Annotated in this window: 14 protein-coding genes and 1 pseudogene; 8 read left to right on the top strand and 7 right to left on the bottom strand. The window is 61.6% G+C overall.

The window, feature by feature from the left end:
• Positions 1-15 precede the first annotated feature (15 nt).
• Positions 16-1470 carry a hypothetical protein gene (locus tag CDA63_RS11395; protein ID WP_088464583.1) on the top strand — a complete coding sequence of 485 codons (1455 nt, stop codon included), beginning with the start codon at positions 16-18 and terminating at the stop codon, positions 1468-1470.
• Between the two features lie 129 nt (positions 1471-1599).
• Here CDA63_RS11395 and CDA63_RS11390 read toward each other — a convergent pair whose 3' ends face one another.
• Positions 1600-1896: a hypothetical protein gene (locus CDA63_RS11390; protein WP_088464582.1), complete on the bottom strand. Its 297-nt coding sequence runs from the start codon at positions 1894-1896 to the stop codon at positions 1600-1602.
• Between the two features lie 175 nt (positions 1897-2071).
• Between CDA63_RS11390 and CDA63_RS11385 the strand changes: the two genes are divergently transcribed.
• A complete protein-coding gene (locus tag CDA63_RS11385) occupies positions 2072-2632 on the top strand; it encodes a GNAT family N-acetyltransferase (protein ID WP_088464581.1) in 561 nt (186 codons plus the stop codon).
• A 298-nt stretch (positions 2633-2930) separates the two neighbouring features.
• On the opposite strand, the gene CDA63_RS11380 is transcribed toward CDA63_RS11385, so the two are convergent.
• Positions 2931-4247 (bottom strand): peroxiredoxin family protein, encoded by a 1317-nt coding sequence (locus CDA63_RS11380; protein WP_088464580.1) that lies wholly within the window; start codon positions 4245-4247, stop codon positions 2931-2933.
• A gap of 235 nt (positions 4248-4482) precedes the next feature.
• Between CDA63_RS11380 and CDA63_RS21875 the strand changes: the two are divergent.
• The 5 genes and pseudogenes from CDA63_RS21875 to CDA63_RS11360 form a co-directional block, all read left to right on the top strand.
• Positions 4483-5852: pseudogene (locus tag CDA63_RS21875) on the top strand (aconitase family protein); the annotation flags it as partial.
• 144 nt (positions 5853-5996) lie between these two features.
• A complete protein-coding gene (locus CDA63_RS21870) occupies positions 5997-6779 on the top strand; it encodes a hypothetical protein (protein ID WP_394335389.1) in 783 nt (260 codons plus the stop codon).
• Between the two features lie 291 nt (positions 6780-7070).
• Positions 7071-7583, top strand: a complete 513-nt coding sequence (gene xrtK, locus CDA63_RS11370; protein ID WP_088464579.1) for an exosortase K — start codon at positions 7071-7073, stop codon at positions 7581-7583.
• A gap of 101 nt (positions 7584-7684) precedes the next feature.
• Positions 7685-10585, top strand: coding sequence for an MSEP-CTERM sorting domain-containing protein (locus CDA63_RS11365; RefSeq protein WP_088464578.1), 2901 nt, complete (start codon positions 7685-7687; stop codon positions 10583-10585).
• A gap of 75 nt (positions 10586-10660) precedes the next feature.
• Positions 10661-11359: a TIGR02117 family protein gene (locus CDA63_RS11360; RefSeq protein WP_088464577.1), complete on the top strand. Its 699-nt coding sequence runs from the start codon at positions 10661-10663 to the stop codon at positions 11357-11359.
• A 186-nt stretch (positions 11360-11545) separates the two neighbouring features.
• Here CDA63_RS11360 and CDA63_RS11355 read toward each other — a convergent pair whose 3' ends face one another.
• Both CDA63_RS11355 and CDA63_RS11350 read right to left on the bottom strand, forming a co-directional pair.
• Positions 11546-11794 (bottom strand): hypothetical protein, encoded by a 249-nt coding sequence (locus CDA63_RS11355; protein WP_088464576.1) that lies wholly within the window; start codon positions 11792-11794, stop codon positions 11546-11548.
• Positions 11795-12021: 227 nt separating this feature from the next.
• Positions 12022-14865: a S8 family peptidase gene (locus CDA63_RS11350; RefSeq protein ID WP_088464575.1), complete on the bottom strand. Its 2844-nt coding sequence runs from the start codon at positions 14863-14865 to the stop codon at positions 12022-12024.
• Positions 14866-15167: 302 nt separating this feature from the next.
• On the opposite strand from CDA63_RS11350, the gene paaN reads away from it, so the two are divergent.
• Positions 15168-16838: a phenylacetic acid degradation protein PaaN gene (gene paaN, locus CDA63_RS11345; protein ID WP_088464574.1), complete on the top strand. Its 1671-nt coding sequence runs from the start codon at positions 15168-15170 to the stop codon at positions 16836-16838.
• Positions 16839-16923: 85 nt separating this feature from the next.
• On the opposite strand, the gene CDA63_RS11340 is transcribed toward paaN, so the two are convergent.
• The 3 genes from CDA63_RS11340 to CDA63_RS11330 all read right to left on the bottom strand — a co-directional run bounded on the left by CDA63_RS11340 (position 16924) and on the right by CDA63_RS11330 (position 17947).
• Complete coding sequence (locus tag CDA63_RS11340; protein ID WP_088464573.1) at positions 16924-17190, bottom strand: hypothetical protein; 267 nt, start codon at positions 17188-17190, stop codon at positions 16924-16926.
• A 133-nt stretch (positions 17191-17323) separates the two neighbouring features.
• Positions 17324-17608, bottom strand: a complete 285-nt coding sequence (locus CDA63_RS11335) for a LytTR family DNA-binding domain-containing protein (RefSeq protein ID WP_088464572.1) — start codon at positions 17606-17608, stop codon at positions 17324-17326.
• A gap of 3 nt (positions 17609-17611) precedes the next feature.
• Positions 17612-17947: a LytR/AlgR family response regulator transcription factor gene (locus tag CDA63_RS11330; protein ID WP_206780457.1), complete on the bottom strand. Its 336-nt coding sequence runs from the start codon at positions 17945-17947 to the stop codon at positions 17612-17614.

Here is a 17947-nt window from a genome sequence, read left to right as displayed (position 1 = left end):
TCGCTTGCTGCCAAGATGAAAACGCGTTATCTACTGCCGCTGCTCGTGCTGTTCGTGGCGCTGGATTTGGCCTATACGGGTTGGGAAAACTACCAGATGCCCCTCGACGGCGACCTAGCCCGCATCGTGCTGCCCGCGCCGGAGTGCCGGCCGGTGCTGTCCGACCCCTTCGGCTGGGCGGTGCTCACGCGCCACGCGGTGTACGTAGCCCCCAACCGCTTTTTCGCGCACGCGGCCATGGTCGCCTACTTTAAATCGGTGCCGTTTGGGTTGCAACGGCTGATGTCGCCCATCAGTAGCGTGTACGCGGCCTGCGGGCTGTTTAGCGCCCTGGTGCAGGCACTGCTGTTGTTTGTGCTCGGCCTGTACGCCAGCGGCAGCGCCCGCTTGGGCCGGCGGTTCTGGCTGGTGGTGGCGTTGCTCGTGCCGTTGTTTCAGTCGGCGGGCTACCACAATCAGATGGGTATCATCGACAATGCCGTCACTTATACTTTCTTTTACGCCTTCCCGCTGGCGCTGCTGCTGCTGTTTTACTGGCCCTTTTATCAGGCGGCCCGGGGCGCGGCCCGCTTCCGGCCGCGGTGGTGGCAATACGGACTGCTGCTGGCGCTGGCCTTGCTGCTGAGCTTCAACGGACCCATTATTCCGGGCGTGGTGGCCGTGCTCAACACCGGCATCTGCCTGTACTGGCTGGCGCGGCAGTGGCAGGCGACGGGCGGAAACATTGCCGCCGTGGGGCAACGGGTGCCCTGGCCGGCGTTTAGTCTGCTGCTGCTGTTTGGCGGGCTGTGCCTGTATTCGCTCTATATCGGGCAGTTTGAGCTGGAAAGCCGCGACATCACCATTCCGCTGGCCGAGCGATACCGGCGGTTGCCGACGGGCCTCAACGAAACCTTTTTCCGGCGGCCCGCCCTGGCCATTGTGCTCGGGGCCGTGCTCCTGAATACGCTGCTGATCGGGCGCGTGCTGCCGGCCACCGCCGAGGGCCGGCGGCTGCGGCGGCTGCTGGGCTGGCTGGGCCTATTCGCGGCGGCCTACATGCTGCTGCTGCCGCTGGGCGGCTACCGCGAATACCGCCCCTTCATCATCCGCCGCGACTCCATTATGCCCGTGCTGCTGGGCCTGATGGCCCTTTACGCGGCCACCACCTACTACGTGGCAGCTCACCTAGCGGGCCGCGCCCGGGGCTGGTACTTGGGCTGGGTGGGGGCGCTGTGCCTGTTCTACACTGTTTCCGACAATATCTGGCGTTACCCCACCAACGCCTGCCAGCGCCAGGCCCTCGAAACGCTGGCCCAGGCCCGCACGCCCACCGTGCAGCTGCCCGAAAGCTGCCCCGTACTGGCCTGGCAGCCCATAACAAACTACGCCGAATCGGAAGTCCAGGCGCATCTGCTCGACTATTGGGGCATCACCTGGGGCAAGCGCCTGTTTCAACAGCCCCCAGGTCAAGGTGCTGATTCACGCTGATCAGCCGTGATTCCTTTCTCCACTAATAAGCCAAAACAGAAAGCCGCTCTTAGTGAGAGCGGCTTTCTGTTTGTAATGTCCGAGTAAGAAACTCAGCCTAATCACTACTAAGTATTGTGCATCGGTGATTTAGGCTTGCACTTGGTAGTACACTTGCTCGGGCTTCACGTCGGATACCTCGAAGCGGACGCCTTTGGGGCTGCTGTTGACGGTGATTTCGTGGGTCATTTCGCAGGTCGGGCAGTTAATTTGCTCGGTTTCGTACTGGCCTTCGTCGGGGCCGTTGGCGAAGTGCTCGGCGGCGGGCACTCCAATCAGGGCCGTAAAAACGTCGTTGTTGCACTTATTGCACTCAAACTTGAGGCCTACAGTGCGGCCCTGAAGTTCGTCGATAGGTGCGGGCGTATTTTTTTGCTGAATCCACATAAAGAAAGGACAGTTTTGGATGGTTGAAGAAACGGTGGAGAGGCCGGCGGCCGTACTGGCAGTACGCGAAAGTACCGTCCTGGGGTTGTGTCGCGGCCCGCCTGAAGCCTTTGAGGCGGCATGCGGGCCCGCAAAAACGGCTGTGCTGCCGCCACTATTTGCTATACTTGCCCGCATGACGCCCCTTCTGACCCTGCTCGACGCACCCCTCGCGCTGGTGCCCCAACTCGAAACCCCCGATCTGCTCCTGCGCGCGCCCCTGCCCTCCGACCTGCCCGAGTTTACGGCCATTTCTAATGACCCCGCTTTTTACCGCTTCCTGGGCAACAAACCTCAGACCGAAGAGGAAGTCTGGCGGCGCATGATGGGCCAGCTGGGCCACTGGGCCATGTTCGGGTACGGGGCTTGGACCATTGAGGAAAAGGCCACCGGCAGCTTCCTCGGCTCAGTCGGCTTCTTCGATTTCCAGCGCGACCTCACGCCCTCGCTCAAAGGCACCCTGGAAACCGGTTGGACCATTGCCCCGCGTGCCCACGGCCGCGGCTACGCCACCCAGGCCCTCCAAGCTGCCCTGGCCTGGGTCGAGCCCCGCTTCCCCGCTGCCCGCCTCACCGCCATCATCGACCCCGCCAACGTGGCCTCGCTGGCCGTGGCCCGCAAATTCCACTTCCACGAATTCGCCCGCGCCACCTACCACCACGAGCCCATCGTGCTGCTAGAACGGACCACGAATTAGCGCGGACTTTAACGGATTGCACGGATTTTATAGCCGGCGCCTTCAGCATCATCAGGTCTTCTGGAGCGTTCCAGTTTTCATGCAGAAGGCGGCCGTGAGCTTGTAGCGCGAAGCTCCGGCGTGGCGTGTCGTTAAACGACATCGTTTGGAAGTCAGCAACGGTACGCGACGCCGGAGCTTCGCGCTACAAGCTCACGGACCCGTCTTGCATGAAAAAGCAGCAAGCCCCCTCAACTGAGGGGGCTTGCTGCTTTTCAATCGTCTACAGAATCCGGAAAAATCCGTGCTAATCCGTGGTCTATTCGGCTAGTAATTGGTCGATGGTTTTGTTGAAATCGGCCTTTTCCTGCTCGTAGTACTGGCCGGTGCCAGGGCCCGAGAAGCCGGTATGGATCTGGCGCACCTCGCCCTTTTTGTCGATAAAAATGGTGGTTGGGAAGGCCAGCACCTTCTGGATCTGGGGGAGGGTTTTGCCAGCCGCGTCCTTGTCGGCGGTACCGGCCAGGGCGAGGTCGTAGCCCACGTTGAGGCGCTGTTTCATTTTGGTGAGCTTGCGTTTAGCCGTGGCCTCGTCGTCGGAAGCACGCTCGTAGCCCAGGCCAATAATTTCGACGCCGCGCTGCTTGTTCTGCTCGTACCAGGGAGCCAGGAAGTTGGTTTCGTCCATGCAGTTGGGGCACCACGAGCCTAGCATTTGCACCACTACCACTTTGCCTTTGTACTTGGCATCGGTGGGGGAGATGGTGCCGCCTTCGATGCCCGGAAATTTGAAGTCGAGTTTCTTCTGGCCGGGCTTCATGCCGGTGAGGGCGTTGGCGTCGGGCAGTTTGGCCTTCGGGTCGAGCGTGGCCGTCCAGGTCTCGTGGCCGCTGAGGCCCGAGTAGAAGTCGCCTTTCAAAGTGCCGTCGGGCTGCTTTTTTGCTGTAAACAGGAAACCATGACTCCCATCGAAGGTGGTCATCATTAGCTTGTCGTCGGTGGTATTACCGCTGAGGTAACGGTAGTCGCCAGTGGTCGTCAGAAAAGTACCGGTAAGATTGTTTGCTCTTGGTTCGATTGGCGGGTTATCCCTTTTTTCCTCCTCAAACACTCCAACAGCAGGATAGCTATGCCCCTCGTCATCAGTAAAGGTGACGTTCCAAGTACCACTAACACCCAGCAGTGGCATCATCTTATAAGCACCGGCAATAGGTTTTTCTGCTCCCTGCTTCTCCGCCGTCAGCGGCACCCGGTACGGCTTGCCGGCGTCGTATTTCACCCAGGCACCTGTCAGCTTGCCTTTGCCAGCGGCCCGTACGACCAGCGCGGCATCGAATACGCCCAGCTTAATGGTGGTGGAGTCGCCAGCGGTGGCGATTTCGTCGAGTTTGAGGCGCTCCTCGCCGTTGCGCAGCGTGACGGTGGGCTGGCCATTGTCGGTGGCTACATCGAAGAGGAAGGGGATTTCCTGGCCTTGGGTGGCGAGTACGCCGCGCCAGGTGCCGGCCGTGAGGGGCGAAGCGGCGGCCGTAGCAGCAGCGGTTTCGGTGGTTTCGGTATTGGACTGGCAGGCTGCTGCGGCCAGCGCGAGGGAGGCCCCGGCAATGGCCTTGCGCAAAGAGAAGGCAACGGGCATGAGTAAAAAGGAGTAAAAGTGAATTCGCCGCTAAACTACAGCGGAGCCCGGATAGTTTGCCGGCCGAAGCACCGCTTCGCCGCTGAACGGATTTTTTTACTGATTCAGGCCGGTTCCCTTTGTTTATTTGGGGGCGAAGCAGTGCTTCGTCCTGTTTTTGTTCGGCCCCGGCACTTAGCTATATTTGCATGCCTGCCTCCGGTAGGTTCGTTCTCTCCACTTTTTCAACCTGATTATGGCCTTCGATTTAGAAATGATTAAGACCGTGTACGCCAACATGGGCCCTCGTATTGAGGCAGCTCGTGCGGCGGTCGGTCGTCCGCTCACCCTGACGGAAAAAATCCTGTACGCTCACTTGTACGGCGGCACCGTTTCGCAGGCTTTCGAGCGGGGCGTTTCCTACGTCGATTTTGCCCCCGACCGCGTGGCCATGCAGGATGCCACCGCCCAGATGGCGCTGCTCCAGTTCATGCAGGCCGGCAAGCCCACCGCCGCCGTGCCCAGCACCGTGCACTGCGACCACCTGATTCAGGCCAAGGACGGCGCCACCGAAGACTTGGCCGAAGCCAACTCCGAAAACAAGGAAGTATATGATTTCCTGGCCTCAGTATCCAATAAGTACGGCTTAGGCTTCTGGAAGCCGGGTGCCGGTATTATTCACCAGGTAGTGCTCGAAAACTACGCCTTCCCCGGCGGTATGATGATCGGTACCGACTCGCACACGCCCAACGCGGGTGGCCTGGGCATGATTGCCATTGGCGTAGGCGGCGCCGATGCCGTGGACGTAATGGCGGGCATGGCCTGGGAGCTGAAGTTTCCGAAAGTAATCGGCGTGAAGCTGACCGGTAAGCTCTCGGGCTGGACGTCGGCCAAGGACGTGATTTTGAAAGTAGCCGGCATCCTGACCGTGAAAGGCGGCACGGGCGCCATTGTGGAGTACTTCGGCGACGGCGCGAGAACCTCTCGGCTACCGGCAAAGGCACCATCTGCAACATGGGCGCCGAAATTGGTGCTACCACCTCGGTGTTCAGCTTCGACGACAAAATGGCCACCTACCTGCAGGGTACCGGCCGGGCCGAAGTAGCCGAGCTGGCTGCTGGCGTCCGTCAGCACCTGCGCGCCGATGAGGAGGTGTATGCTAACCCCGCCAACTTCTACGACCAGCTCATCGAAATCGACCTCAACACGCTGGAGCCCTACGTGAACGGCCCGTTCACGCCGGACGCCGCCTGGCCGATTTCGGAATTCGCTTCGGCCGTGAAAGAGCATGGCTGGCCCGAGAAGTTGGAAGTAGGCCTGATTGGCTCGTGCACCAACTCCAGCTACGAGGACATTACCCGCGCCGCCTCCATCGCCAAGCAGGCGGCCGACAAGGGCCTGACCGTGCAGGCCGAGTACACCGTAACGCCCGGCTCGGAGCTGGTGCGCTACACCGTGGAGCGCGACGGCTTGCTCGATACGTTTGCCCAGATGGGCGGCGTGGTGCTGGCCAACGCCTGCGGTCCGTGCATCGGCCAGTGGGCCCGCCACACCGACGACCCCAAGCGCCGTAACTCCATCATTACGAGCTTCAACCGCAACTTTGCCAAGCGTAACGACGGCAACCCCAATACCCACGCCTTCGTGGCTTCGCCCGAAATCGTGACGGCCTTCGCTATTGCCGGCAACCTGCTCTTCAACCCGCTCACCGACTCGCTGACCACCAAAGACGGCCAGCAGGTGAAGCTCTCGGAGCCCCAGGGCATCGAGATGCCGCCCCGCGGGTTTGCCGTAGAAGATGCCGGTTACCAGGAGCCCGCCGCCGATGGTTCGGGCATTCAGGTAATGGTGTCGCCGGATTCCGACCGCCTCGAAATTCTGGAGCCCTTCAAGGCTTGGGAAGGTACTGACCTGATGGGTCTGCGCCTGCTCATCAAAGCCAAGGGCAAGTGCACCACCGACCATATTTCAATGGCCGGCCCGTGGTTGAAATACCGCGGCCACCTCGACAATATCTCCAACAACATGCTCATCGGGGCCATCAACGCCTTCAACGAGCAGCCCAACGCTGTAAAGGACGCCCTGACCCAGGGTACGCCGTACTCGGCCGTGCCGACCGTGGCCCGGAACTACAAGGCCCAGGGCATCGGGTCTGTAGTAGTTGGCGATGAGAATTACGGGGAAGGCAGCTCGCGGGAGCACGCGGCCATGGAGCCCCGCCACCTCGGCGTGCGCGCCGTGCTGGTGAAATCCTTCGCCCGAATTCACGAAACCAACCTCAAGAAGCAGGGCATGTTGGGCCTGACCTTCGATAACAAGGCCGACTACGACCTGATTGAGGAGGACGATACCATCGACATCCTCGGCCTGACGGATTTCCAGCCCGGCAAGCCCTTGCAGGTGCGTTTGCATCACTCCGACGGCGACACAGACCTCATTACGGTGAACCACACCTACAATGCGGGCCAGATTGCCTGGTTCAAGGCCGGTTCGGCCCTCAACCTAATTCGCCAGATGGAAACCGGCGACGCCCAGCTTTCGGAGCGCGTATAACGCGTTCTGCTGCTGATTGAAAACGGCCGCCTTCCCAAACAGGGGAGGGCGGCTGTTTTGCGTTTGCCGGGCCGCTGAAATGAGAGGTACAAAGTGACGGTTTGCCCATTGGGCACCTCCTGGGCTGGCAGCGGCGTTGGGCAGGGAAGTCGGCGGAAAGCACAATAGGAAGCGCTACTCTCTAATAATATGCCCGGTAGTTAGGGCAGTATATCAGTATGTTTTTTAGCTTAAACTTTGAATTACAAAGTTCTTTGATTTAATTTGCCTCTGTCAGATACCAGCTACTTTATGCATCGTTCTACTCGCCTGCTGCCCTACCTGCTACTGCTCATGGCCTACGCCGTGGCCAAGCTGGCTTATGCCGCAGCCGAGACCAACGACGTGCTGGGGCTTCTGGCGCCCACCAATAAGCTGGTGGAGTTACTGCTGGCCTCGACTTCGCAGTTTGTGGTGGGCCACGGCTACGTGCACCCGGTCTTGGGCATCGTTATCGATAAATCGTGCGCTGGGGGCAACTTCGGCCTGCTGAGCGGGCTGCTATTGAGTGCGGCCTACCTGCACGGGCGGGGTCCGCGTCCGGCTGTCGCGCTGCCACTACTGCTACTGCTGAGCTACCTGCTAACGCTGCTCGTGAATGCGGCCCGCATTGCCGGAGCCGTGCGGCTGGGCCAGCTGCTGCCCCCAGCCCTGACTCCCGCTTGGTTGCACGAGGCCCAGGGGGCGCTGGTATACTTGTTTTTCCTGGTAGCCGCCTATGCCAGCCTGCGGTGGCTGCTAGCCCGACGGTTTTCTGCCTGGTAACCAGCCGGGCCCTATGCCCACCGGACCTTCTTGCGCCTGCCGCCGTGGCTTCTAAAAACATACTGTCCGGTAGCTTCCTCCAATACCAACCCCAACTCAGCATGCGTACCCTACTAAATCCGAAGTGGCTCTGGTTGCTCAATACCTTGCCGGTCGGGGTGCTGCTGGCCTGGTTCGGGGCCGAATACGTCGTAATCGGGAGTTTGCTGGAGCCTGCGGGCCGGCTGACGTGGCATGTGCTGGGGGCGGTGCTGCTGGGCCTGGGGGTGGTGCACGCTGCCTACGCGGGGTGGTTGGCGGCCCGGCAGCAGGAGTTACCCATCAGTTACGCGCTGGCGGCGCTGGGTACATACATCGGGCTCCTGTACGCCTACGGAACGCAGGTGGAGCAGCTGTTCCCGGCCGTCGTGCCCCGCTGGATGCTGCCCAACGACCTGCCGCTCTATGCCGGCACCTTCCTGATGCCCACGCTGGCCCACGCCGTCGCCGTGCTGGTGCTACGCCTCACACCCGAAAACCGGGTGCATAAGGTGCTGCCCAACTTTGGGGCCGCGCTGGCCGTCCCGGTGGCCTTTTATCTGTTCGTGCAGCTGGTGCTACCGCTGCGGCGCTTCAACCCGGGCCCCGTGGCCACCCATGCGCTGGTCGTGCTGCTGATTGCCGGGACGCTGTTGTTTCTGCTGGCCCTGAGCCGGGGCGTGTACCTGCTGGCCCAACAGCGGGCCGCTGGCCTGGCACCCTACCGCTGGCTGGGGGTGCTGGTAGTGGCCGGCGTACTGCCGCTGGTGGGCCTGGCCGTGAACAATGGCGATTGGGGCGTGCTTGGCAACAGTGGTTTCTCCCAAGGGGGCGTATTTGGCGACTTCTCGGGGCCCTGGTGGTACGGGCTGGCCGCGTTCAACGCGGTGTTGCTGCTCTGCCCCAACCCGGCCAACCCGTGGGCGCGGGGGGCACTGTTTCTGGGCCGGGGTGTGCTGCTGAGCTATACGCTGTACTTTTTTCTGGTGTTCCTGCCGTTTCTGCCGCTCTCGGTGGTGCTCGTGGCGGCCTTGGGCGCGGGGTTTCTGCTACTCGCGCCATTGGTGCTGTTTATTGTGCACGTGCGGGTGCTGAGCCACGACTACGCCGCGCTCCGGCCGCATTTTGGGCGGCGTGGGTTGCTGGCGGCGCTGTTGGTGGCCGGGGCCGTGCTGCCGCTGGCCGTGGCCGGGCAGTACGCCTGGCACCGCGCCACCCTGCACCGGGCCCTCGACTACGTGTATACCCCAACCTACGGGAAGCCGGCCGATATCAACCCGGCCGCCTTGGCCCGGGTGCTGCGCACGGTAAGCCACCACAAAGGCCGGCGGGGCTCCTCCATCACCGGTGCTCAACTGCCCTACCTTTCGTCGTTCTACAACTGGCTGGTACTCGACAACCTAACCCTGCCCGACACCAAAATCAGCCTGCTGAGCCGCGTATTCGCAACGCCTGCGCCGGCCAACCAAGCCCGGCAGCAGACCGAAAACCAGGCCAGCCAGGAGCCGCCGGCTGCAGGAGGCGCCACGCCCCAGCCGGCCGGCCCGCACCTGACCCGGCTGGCGGCCCGCAGCCACTACGATGCCCGACAAAGGGCCTGGGTTAGCTGGCTCGACCTGACCGTTGCCAACGACTCCATATTCGGCTCCACCGAGTACAGCACGCGCCTCGAACTGCCGGCCGGCTGTTTCGTGCGCAATTACTACCTCGATATGGCTGGCCGCCGCGAGTTCGGCATCCTGGCTGAAAAGCGGGCGGCCGCCTGGGTGTACCGCCAGATTCGCAACGAAAACCGCGACCCCGGCCTGCTGCGCTACCTCAGTGGCAACACCTTGGAGCTGCGCGTATTTCCGTTCGCGGCCGGCGAAGTGCGCCGTACTGGCCTGCAACTGCTGCATCCCGAGCCCCTCACGCTCCAGCTCGATGGCCAGTCGGTTACCCTGGGTGCCAACCCGGCTGGCCCCGCGCCGAAACCCGCCGGCCCCGCGCCAGCCAGCGGCGACGCTACCTACGTGAGTGCCGCCCGCAAAGCCGCGTTGCCAGCACTGCACCGGCAGCCTTACGTTCACTTTCTGGTCGATATGTCGGGAGCACGGCAAGGCAGCTGGCCACGCTACCGGCAGCAAATGGCCGCGCTGCTTGGTAGAAACCGGTACGGCAGTTTGCCCGAGTATACCCTGACTGGTTCCTCCGTCCGGCAGCTGACGGAGCAGGGCTTCAAGCAGCTCGAACCTGCTCAATTGCGGTTTGAAGGCGGGTTCTACCTCGACCGGGCCCTTCGGCAGGTGCTGGTGCAGGCTACCGGGCAGGCAACCCCACGTTATCCGGTGCTGGTAGTGGTAACCGATGATTTCAAGCGAGCCATCCTGCCAGCCAACTTCGCCGACCTGCGCCACGCTTTCCCCGATTCGGATTTTTTCTACGAATTACTGCCCGACGGTAGGCTGGTGGCCCACTCGCTGCAAACCAACCCGGCCATGCCCCTCGACACGCTGGCCCATCCGGTGCCGGCTGGCCTAGTGGTGGCCTGGCCCAGCCTGCGGAACCCAGTTGCCTACCTGCCCGCCAATGGCCAGCCCGATATCGTGCTCACCGGTCCAGTAAACGCGGCTACCGTGGCTGCTCCACCTACTGCCCCAGCAACCGGCGACTGGCAGGCGGGCCTGGCGTTGCAGGCGCAATGGCGGGCGCAGTTACACCACCCCGAAGCGAGTGCCGCCGCTGGTCGTCAATTGGTGGAAACCAGCTTTCACACCGGCATCCTGACTCCCCTCACGGCTTACCTGGCCCTCGAAAACGATGCCCAGAAAGCAGCCCTGCGGCGCAAGCAGGCGCAACTGCTAGCTGGGCACGCGGCCCTCGAAGCCGACGAAGACCAACAGCGAATGTCGGAGCCTGCTGATTGGCTGATACTGGCCCTGCTGGCAATGGTTCTGTTGGGAAGGGGTTGGTGGCAGCGGCGGCGTTTGGCAGTGGCGGGCTAAGGTAGCTTTGGTAATGGGCGGCGGTTTGGGCTGAAGCCGCGTATAAGCGAAAATTTCCGCTCTCTTATTGACTGTATGCCGCAAGCTTCCCCTCTCAAAACAGTAGTTAAAGCCGTTGGCTGGACGGCTGGCGGCATCGTGGGCGTGGTTGCGGTGTACCTGCTGGCCTCTCTGGGCCTCTCGGCCATTCCAGTGGCCGGCGATGCGGCTCGCCCTGCTGCGGGTGAAGGCGTCACGGTTTATCTGCTTACCAACGGCGTACACACCGATCTGGTGCTGCCCGTGCGTAGCCCCCAGATGGACTGGACCCGCTTCATTTCCTACGCCGATACGCCTGCCAACGACATCAGCCGTGAGTTCGTGGGCTTCGGCTGGGGCGACAAGGGCTTCTATCTCGATACGCCCACTTGGGCCGAGCTCAAGCTCAGCACCGGCCTCAAAGCTATGTTCTGGCTCAGCACCACGGCCATGCACACCACCTTCCACCACCGCCCCGAAGTGGGCGAAGACTGCGTACGTCTCAACCTAACCCACGCCGAGTACGACCGTCTCGTTGGCTTCATTCAGCAGCGCTTTCAGCTCGATGCTCAGGGCCAGCCCCAGCACATCACTGGCCACAGCTACGGCCAGTACGATGCCTTTTACGAGGCCGATGGCACCTACAATCTGTTCGACACCTGCAACACCTGGACCAACGAGGGACTCAAAGTAGCCGGCCAGCGCGCCGCCCTCTGGACACCCTTCGACTTCGGCATGTTCTGGCACTACCGGTAGTGAGTAATGTGAAGCGAGGGGAAAAGAGCAAGCCCTGAGGCGAAAAAAGTGCCCTATAAATACTACACTTCTCCCACCCCATAAACTTCTCCCATTCCCAGCCCGGTTGGCCAAATAAAAACCCGAAAGCTTCCGGGCGGCGAACCGGAAACCTTCGGGGTTAAGTAGGGAAGGAAACGTGGAAGGCTAATTCAGCCAGACCTGGGCCACGGACACGAAACGCTGCCGGGCAAAGGCGACATACGGGCGCTCGGCGTAGAAACCCAGCACGTGCACCTGCATTTCGCCACTATGCGCGTTGCGCCGCAGCTCAATGGGGTACACCTGGCCGCACTCGGGCCAGTCGCCGATGTGGTTGGCGGGTCGGCCTTGGGCATCCACGCAGCGCGCATATTGCTGCACCGGTAGGGGAACGGGAAGCTTGATTTTCGACATATACAAAGATAAAGATATTGATTACAAAAACTAAAAATATTAGCCGATATTCCTGTTGCTGAAGAGTATAAAATTATGGTCTGAAAACAACATAATACGGGAGTAAGCGTAGCGGTTGTGTTTTATATATATTTAACAAATAATATATATTAAAATTAAGCTGTAATATTCATTTGCTAAATGAATTGGGTGTATTGGCTTGGCAGCCCATTGCTGGTTGCATCGGTTTAAGGCTGGCGTAACAGGCGGTAAGTGGCCATGCCGGCTGCGTGTTCAACTCGCACCAGGTATAGGCCCGCCGGGTAAGCGCTTAAATCGAGAAGGCCGGTAGGCTGCTGGAAATGGTAAGTAGCCAGTTCCTGGCCCAGCACCGAAAGCACCCGCACCCTAACCGGGCCGCGGGGCAACGTTAGGTTGACCAGACCAGTGGTAGGGTTGGGGTAGAGGGAGATGCCGGCCCGGGCCGCCGCTGGGCTTACGGGCAGCACCTGCTCGTAGCGGGTGCGGGCGGCGTCAGCCGCGGCCTGCAACTCGGGCAGGGTAGGCGCGGCCAGCACGGCAAAGGCCACGGTGGCCGAGTCAGCGGGGGCCAGGCGGGGCAGCACAGCCCCCACCACCTGCGATACATCGGAGCCGTTGGGCCGGCCGGCCTCCTGGTAAGCGGTGCCGCTGCTCAGGCTCAGCCACTTTTCGGCCGTACTGAAGCCGTCGGACAGGCGCACCGGCGCGGAAAGGGGGGAGGAGTTGTCGAGGCTATAAACGCTGGCCGTACCCCCGGCCAGCAGCTGCACGCCGGCGAATACCTCCGGCGCCGTGGCTCCATACACGTAGCCCAGGCGGCGGGCGGCGTCCCAGGTGGCAATGTTGCGTTCGGGCGCGCCGGGCAGGTCCCAATCCATAAACAGGCCCACGTGCAGGGGGCGCAGGGTGTCAGTAGTAAGGTTGGTGAGGCGATATTCGAGCACCACGTAGTTCTGGTGGGGGGCCGCAGCCCAGGCGTAAGCGTGTTGGCGCACCTGCACGCCCACGGCCCGGGCCATGGCGGCGGTGGGCAGCTGGTCGCGCAGTACACCCTCCGCTTCCTGGTCGGCGCGGGGAGGGCGAGGCAAGCAGTGCACCTGGCCTATGGCCGCGAAGTCGGCGTTGGCCCCGCGCTGGTCGTTGCGCACGTTGTCGGAAACGCGGGTGGCGGAGGTGGCTACCAGCAGCCCGCCCTCGGAAAGCAGCGGCGGGCCCTGACGGTAGCTCACACCTACCCCAACAGACGAGCCCAGCCCATCATAGCCAATGTTGCCCCGGCTGGTGAGGGTGAGGGTGAGGTTGTTGGCGTCGAGCACCACGTAATCGGGGTTGAGCAGCACGGTTTCGTACTGGTCCTCCTCGTAGCCGGTGGCGGCATCCTGCAAATGGTAGCGCAACGTGGCCCGGGTATTAACGGGCACCGTGGCGGCCACCGCAAGCCGGTAGGGCGTTGCGGCGTTGGTGCGCTGCTCCAGCGTAGCCAGCGGACCAGCGGCAAACTCGGCCTGGCGCACTATTAGATAAGGCGAAAGGGAAGTAAGCGTCACGCGCAGGTTATCCAGCGGCAGCAGCAGATTCTGGACTTCTACCGTTAAACGTATCGTATCGGCGGGAGCGTAGGCGGCCCGGGCCGGGGCAAAGGTGCTCCTGATTACGGAAGCCGAACGCACGTTTTCCGTGAGGGCCCGGAAAGCGTTCAGGCGGCCCGAGCCCAGAAAACCAGCATAGTTCACGTTGCCCGGCAGCGCATCGATGTTGTCGGTGGTGCGCTTAAGCTGCGCCCGCACCTGGGCGGCGTTGTAGTTGGGAAACCGGCTGCGCACGAGCCCGGCCACCCCGGCTACCAGCGGAGCCGCAAACGAGGAGCCGCCCACGGCAATATAATCGGAGTCGGTGAGACCGTAGGTGGTGAGCACCTGGGCGCCGGGGGCCGATAAATCGACGCGGCGGCTGTAGGTGGCGAAGGGGTCACGTTCGTCGGTGCGGGTGGTCCAGGCCACCGACAGCACGTGCTCGTAGCTGGCGGGGTAGAAATCGAGGTTGGCGGGCGTGTTGCCGGCGGCGGCTATTACTACCACATCGTGGTTGATGGCGGCGTAGCTGATAACGTCCTGCTCGAAGCGCGACGGACTGCCCGGCCCGCCCCACGACAGGTTGATGACCTGGCAGCCGTGGTCGGCGGCGTACACAATGGCCTCGTAGCCCCCGAATGAGCCGGTGGGCGTGCTGGCATAAATTTTCAGGGGCAGGTACCGGCACTTATAACCCACGCCGGCAATGCCGAGGCCATTATTCACGGTGCCGGAAGCGCAGCCGGCCACCAGAATACCGTGAACTAAACGGTCGTTGCGGCGGTCGGGGTCGTTGTCATTGTCGGCAAAGTCCCAGCCGTAGTAGTTGTCCACATACCCGTCGCCGTCGTTATCGAGGCCGTCAATCTGGTCGCGGCGGTTGAGTTGGTTTTGGCCCTTTAGGTCCTCGTGGCTGAAGCGCGTGCCGCCATCAGCAATACCAATAACGATGCTCGTATCACCCTGGCTAACGTCCCAGGCCTGATAAGCCCGGATATTGCGCAGGTGATACTGACCATCGGCGCGGGCTGAATCGGCCAGCGGATCGTTGGGTAGTTGCAGGGGCTGGTAGTCGTAGAGCGGCTCGGCGTACTCGACCAGCCCGGTTTTTAGCAACGCCTGCCGGGCCTCGGCGGCCGGGGTAGCGGCCGGGAGCGTTACTTCGTAAATCAGCCCCAAATCAACTCCGTTGGGCCGGGCTGGGTTGGGGGCCGTGGCCTGCGGAAACTTGGGCTGGGCTGCCATGCCCAGCCGGCTGAGCGTAGCGGTGAGGGCAGTTGGCAAACCCACCGGGCCCGGCCGGCGCTGCTGGTTGGGGTCGGCTTTGAGCTTGATAACCAACTGGCCCGGCCGCACCGTGCGGGTAGAAGCGGCAACGGGGGCAGCCGGTGCCTGGGCCCGGGCGGGCGTTAGCGAGGCCGCGCACAAGGGCAGCATCCACCCAAAGAAAGCCCATTTGCGGAGTAAGGATAAGGCCATAAGTAGAAAGCTAAGGAGGAGGTAAAGGCCGGGGCGAGCCGGTACTAACAAGAACGAAACCACGTTCTGTTCGGATGCCTGGGCTTAGGTTCGGGGCCGATTCCGTAAATTTAACCGGCGCGGAGCCGTCGGCCCCCAGGTTTTCGAATAAACAGACCTGCGGGCCAGCTAATTCGTTTCATTGTTTTGTTCAAATCTGAAATCAGCCGGCCGTTCGTCGTTTATTGTTGCCGCAACTGGTTGTCCTTTCCTGTTAGTTACTGAGCGAAGCCGCGTTTTATTCTTCTTTCCCACCCCCATCTATGACCACCGAAACCACCCAAAAGCACCAGGCCACCCTCGACGCGGCCGTGGAGGCCCTGCACGGCCGCACGTTCTTTGCCGCCTTTCCCGAAAACCCCTCGCCCGATATCTACGGGGCCGATGCCGACAAGCAGGGCCGCGAAAAGTTCAAATCGCACCGCAACCAGCGCTTCACCGAGCTGCAGCAGGGCGAGCCCGCCGGCTGGGCCGGCCAGGAGGAGTCGCCCTACGAGCAAGCCGCGCTCGGCATTCAGTACCCCTACTTCGAGCCCGCCACGCTGGTAGCCAATGCCCAGGAAGTGTTTGGGCAGTGGCGTAAGCTGAAGCCGGCCGACCGGGCCGCGCTGCTCACCGAAACGCTGGAAGGCATGAAGGAGCGGTTTTTCGAAATTGCCTACGCCACCATGCACACCACCGGCCAGGCCTACATGATGTCGTTTCAGGCCAGCGGCCCCCACGCCGCCGACCGCGCCCTCGAAGCCATTGCCGCCGGCTACGAGGAGCAGACCCGTTTCCCGGAGGAAACCCGCTGGGAAAAGCCCATGGGCAAGTACAGCATCACGCTCAACAAAACCTGGCGGGCCGTGCCCAAGGGCGTGGCCATGGTTATCGGCTGCTCCACGTTCCCGACCTGGAATACGGTGCCCGGCATGTACGCCTCGCTGGTGACCGGCAACCCGGTCATCATCAAGCCCCACCCCAAGGCCGTGCTGCCCATTGCCATTGTGGTGGCCGAAGTGCAGCGCGTGCTGGCCGAAAACGGCCTCGACCCCCGCATCTGCCAGCTGGCCGTGGATGCCGACGACCACCTGATTGCCAAGGAGCTGGCCGAAAATCCGGCCGTTAAGCTCATCGACTACACCGGCGGCTCGGCCTTCGGCGAGTATATTGAAGGGCTGAAAGGCAAGACGGTATTTACCGAGAAAACCGGCGTCAATTCCATCATCCTCGACAGCTGCGACGACCTCGATAAGGTAGCCCAGAACCTGGCTTTCTCGGTGAGCCTGTACTCGGGCCAGATGTGCACCGCGCCCCAGAATTTCTTCATTCCCGCCGCCGGTATGCAAGTGGCCGGCGAGCTGGTGCCCTACGAAGACGTGGTGCAGAAGCTATCGGCGGCCGTAACTGGTTTGGCCCAAAACCCCAAGGCCGGCCCGCACGTGCTGGGCGCCATCCAGAGTGCCACCACCCAGGAGCGGGTGCGCGACCTGGCCCTCGAAGGCAGCCGCAACGTGCTGGCCCACGGCACTATTGAGAACCCCGTATTCCAGAACGCCCGCACCTGTTCAACCAGCATCCACGAAGTGGAAGCCAGCCGCACCGAGCAGTTCAGCCAGGAGCTATTCGGGCCAATTATGCTGGTGATTAAAACCCAGGACACCCAGGAAAGCATCCGGCTGGCCGCCCAACTGGCCCGCGAGCACGGCGCTATTTCGTGTGGTGCCTACACCACCGACCCCGACATCAAGGAGCAGATTATGGACGAGATGAGCCTGGCCGGTACGCCGGTGAGCTTCAACCTGACCGGCGGCATCTATGTGAACCAGAACGCGGGTTTCTCCGACTTCCACGTAACCGGCGGTAACCCCGCCGGCAACGCCAGCTTCACCAACCCCGAATTCGTCATCAAGCGCTTTACCTGGGTTGGCTTCCGCGAACCAGTTTCTTGAGCTCTTAGCTGTTAGCGCATAAAACAAGGCCCCGCGCTCAATCGAGTGCGGGGCCTTGTTTTATGCGCTAACAGCTAAGAGAAAGTCAGTGGCCTTTGCTGTATTTGTACTTTTTAGGGGCATCGACAGTGCGGTGCTTTTGGGGGTCTTTGGCATTGAGGTCGATACCCAGGCCCAGGCCAATGGGGTTACGCTTTTTATACGATTTGGAGTTGTCGTTACTGCGTTTCTGGCGCTTGGTCGAAACCGAACCGTAGCGGCTGGGCCGTTCCATGAGTTTATCTTCGCTGGAACAGGAAGCGGTGCCTAAAATCAACAAAATCAGGGTGGAGCCGAGTAGAGAAGCTTTCATAGAAGGGCAATACAAAAAGTGGTGATGGGATATAACCGTGCAAAAAATCAGCCAGTTAATGTGCTTTGTACTGCAACTCAAATTAAAAGGATGCATTAAAAATGGAATAATCCTGACTCCTGTCCAGCTAGCCTCACAAACTCAGCAGCTCCCGAAACCGGCCCGACTGCTGGCGCGATACTTCTACCTCGGGCCCGCCCCGCAGTCTGATTTTGAGGGTGTTGCTAAACCATGGCTCGATGCTTTCTACCCAGTTCAGGTTGATGATCTGTTGGCGGTTGGCCCGGAAAAATACCCGCCCGTCGAGGCGCTGCTCCAAGTGCTGCAGGGTGCGCGGAATAAGGGGGCGATGCTGGTCGAAATAAATCTGTGTATAGCTGCCACTGATTTCGAACAGCCAGACCTCTGCCAGTCGCACAAACTAGCACTGCTCCCCATCCTTCACAAATACTTGGTCTTGCTCGGTAAGCGTGGGCAGCGGAGCCTCGCCGGGCCCTGCCAATGGCGCAGCAGAAGCCGAAGCGGCCGGACCCGACAAGGCGGCCCGCGCTTTTTGCAGCGCCGCCGCCAACCGATTCTCCTCGATGGGCTTGAGCAGGTAATCCAGCGCGTTCACCTCAAACGCCCGAAGCACATACTCGTCGTAGGCAGTCGTGAAAATGACGTGGGGAGCCGTTTCGAGCGAGGCTAACAGCTCAAAGCCAGTTTCGCCGTGCATATGGATGTCGAGCACCTCCATTTTGAGCCGGCACCACAA

Origin of the sequence: Hymenobacter amundsenii (genome assembly GCF_002204745.1) — a bacterium.
Lineage (GTDB): Bacteria > Bacteroidota > Bacteroidia > Cytophagales > Hymenobacteraceae > Hymenobacter > Hymenobacter amundsenii.
Note: the sequence above shows the minus strand (reverse complement) of the source record. Positions and strands in the feature narration are given on the sequence as shown.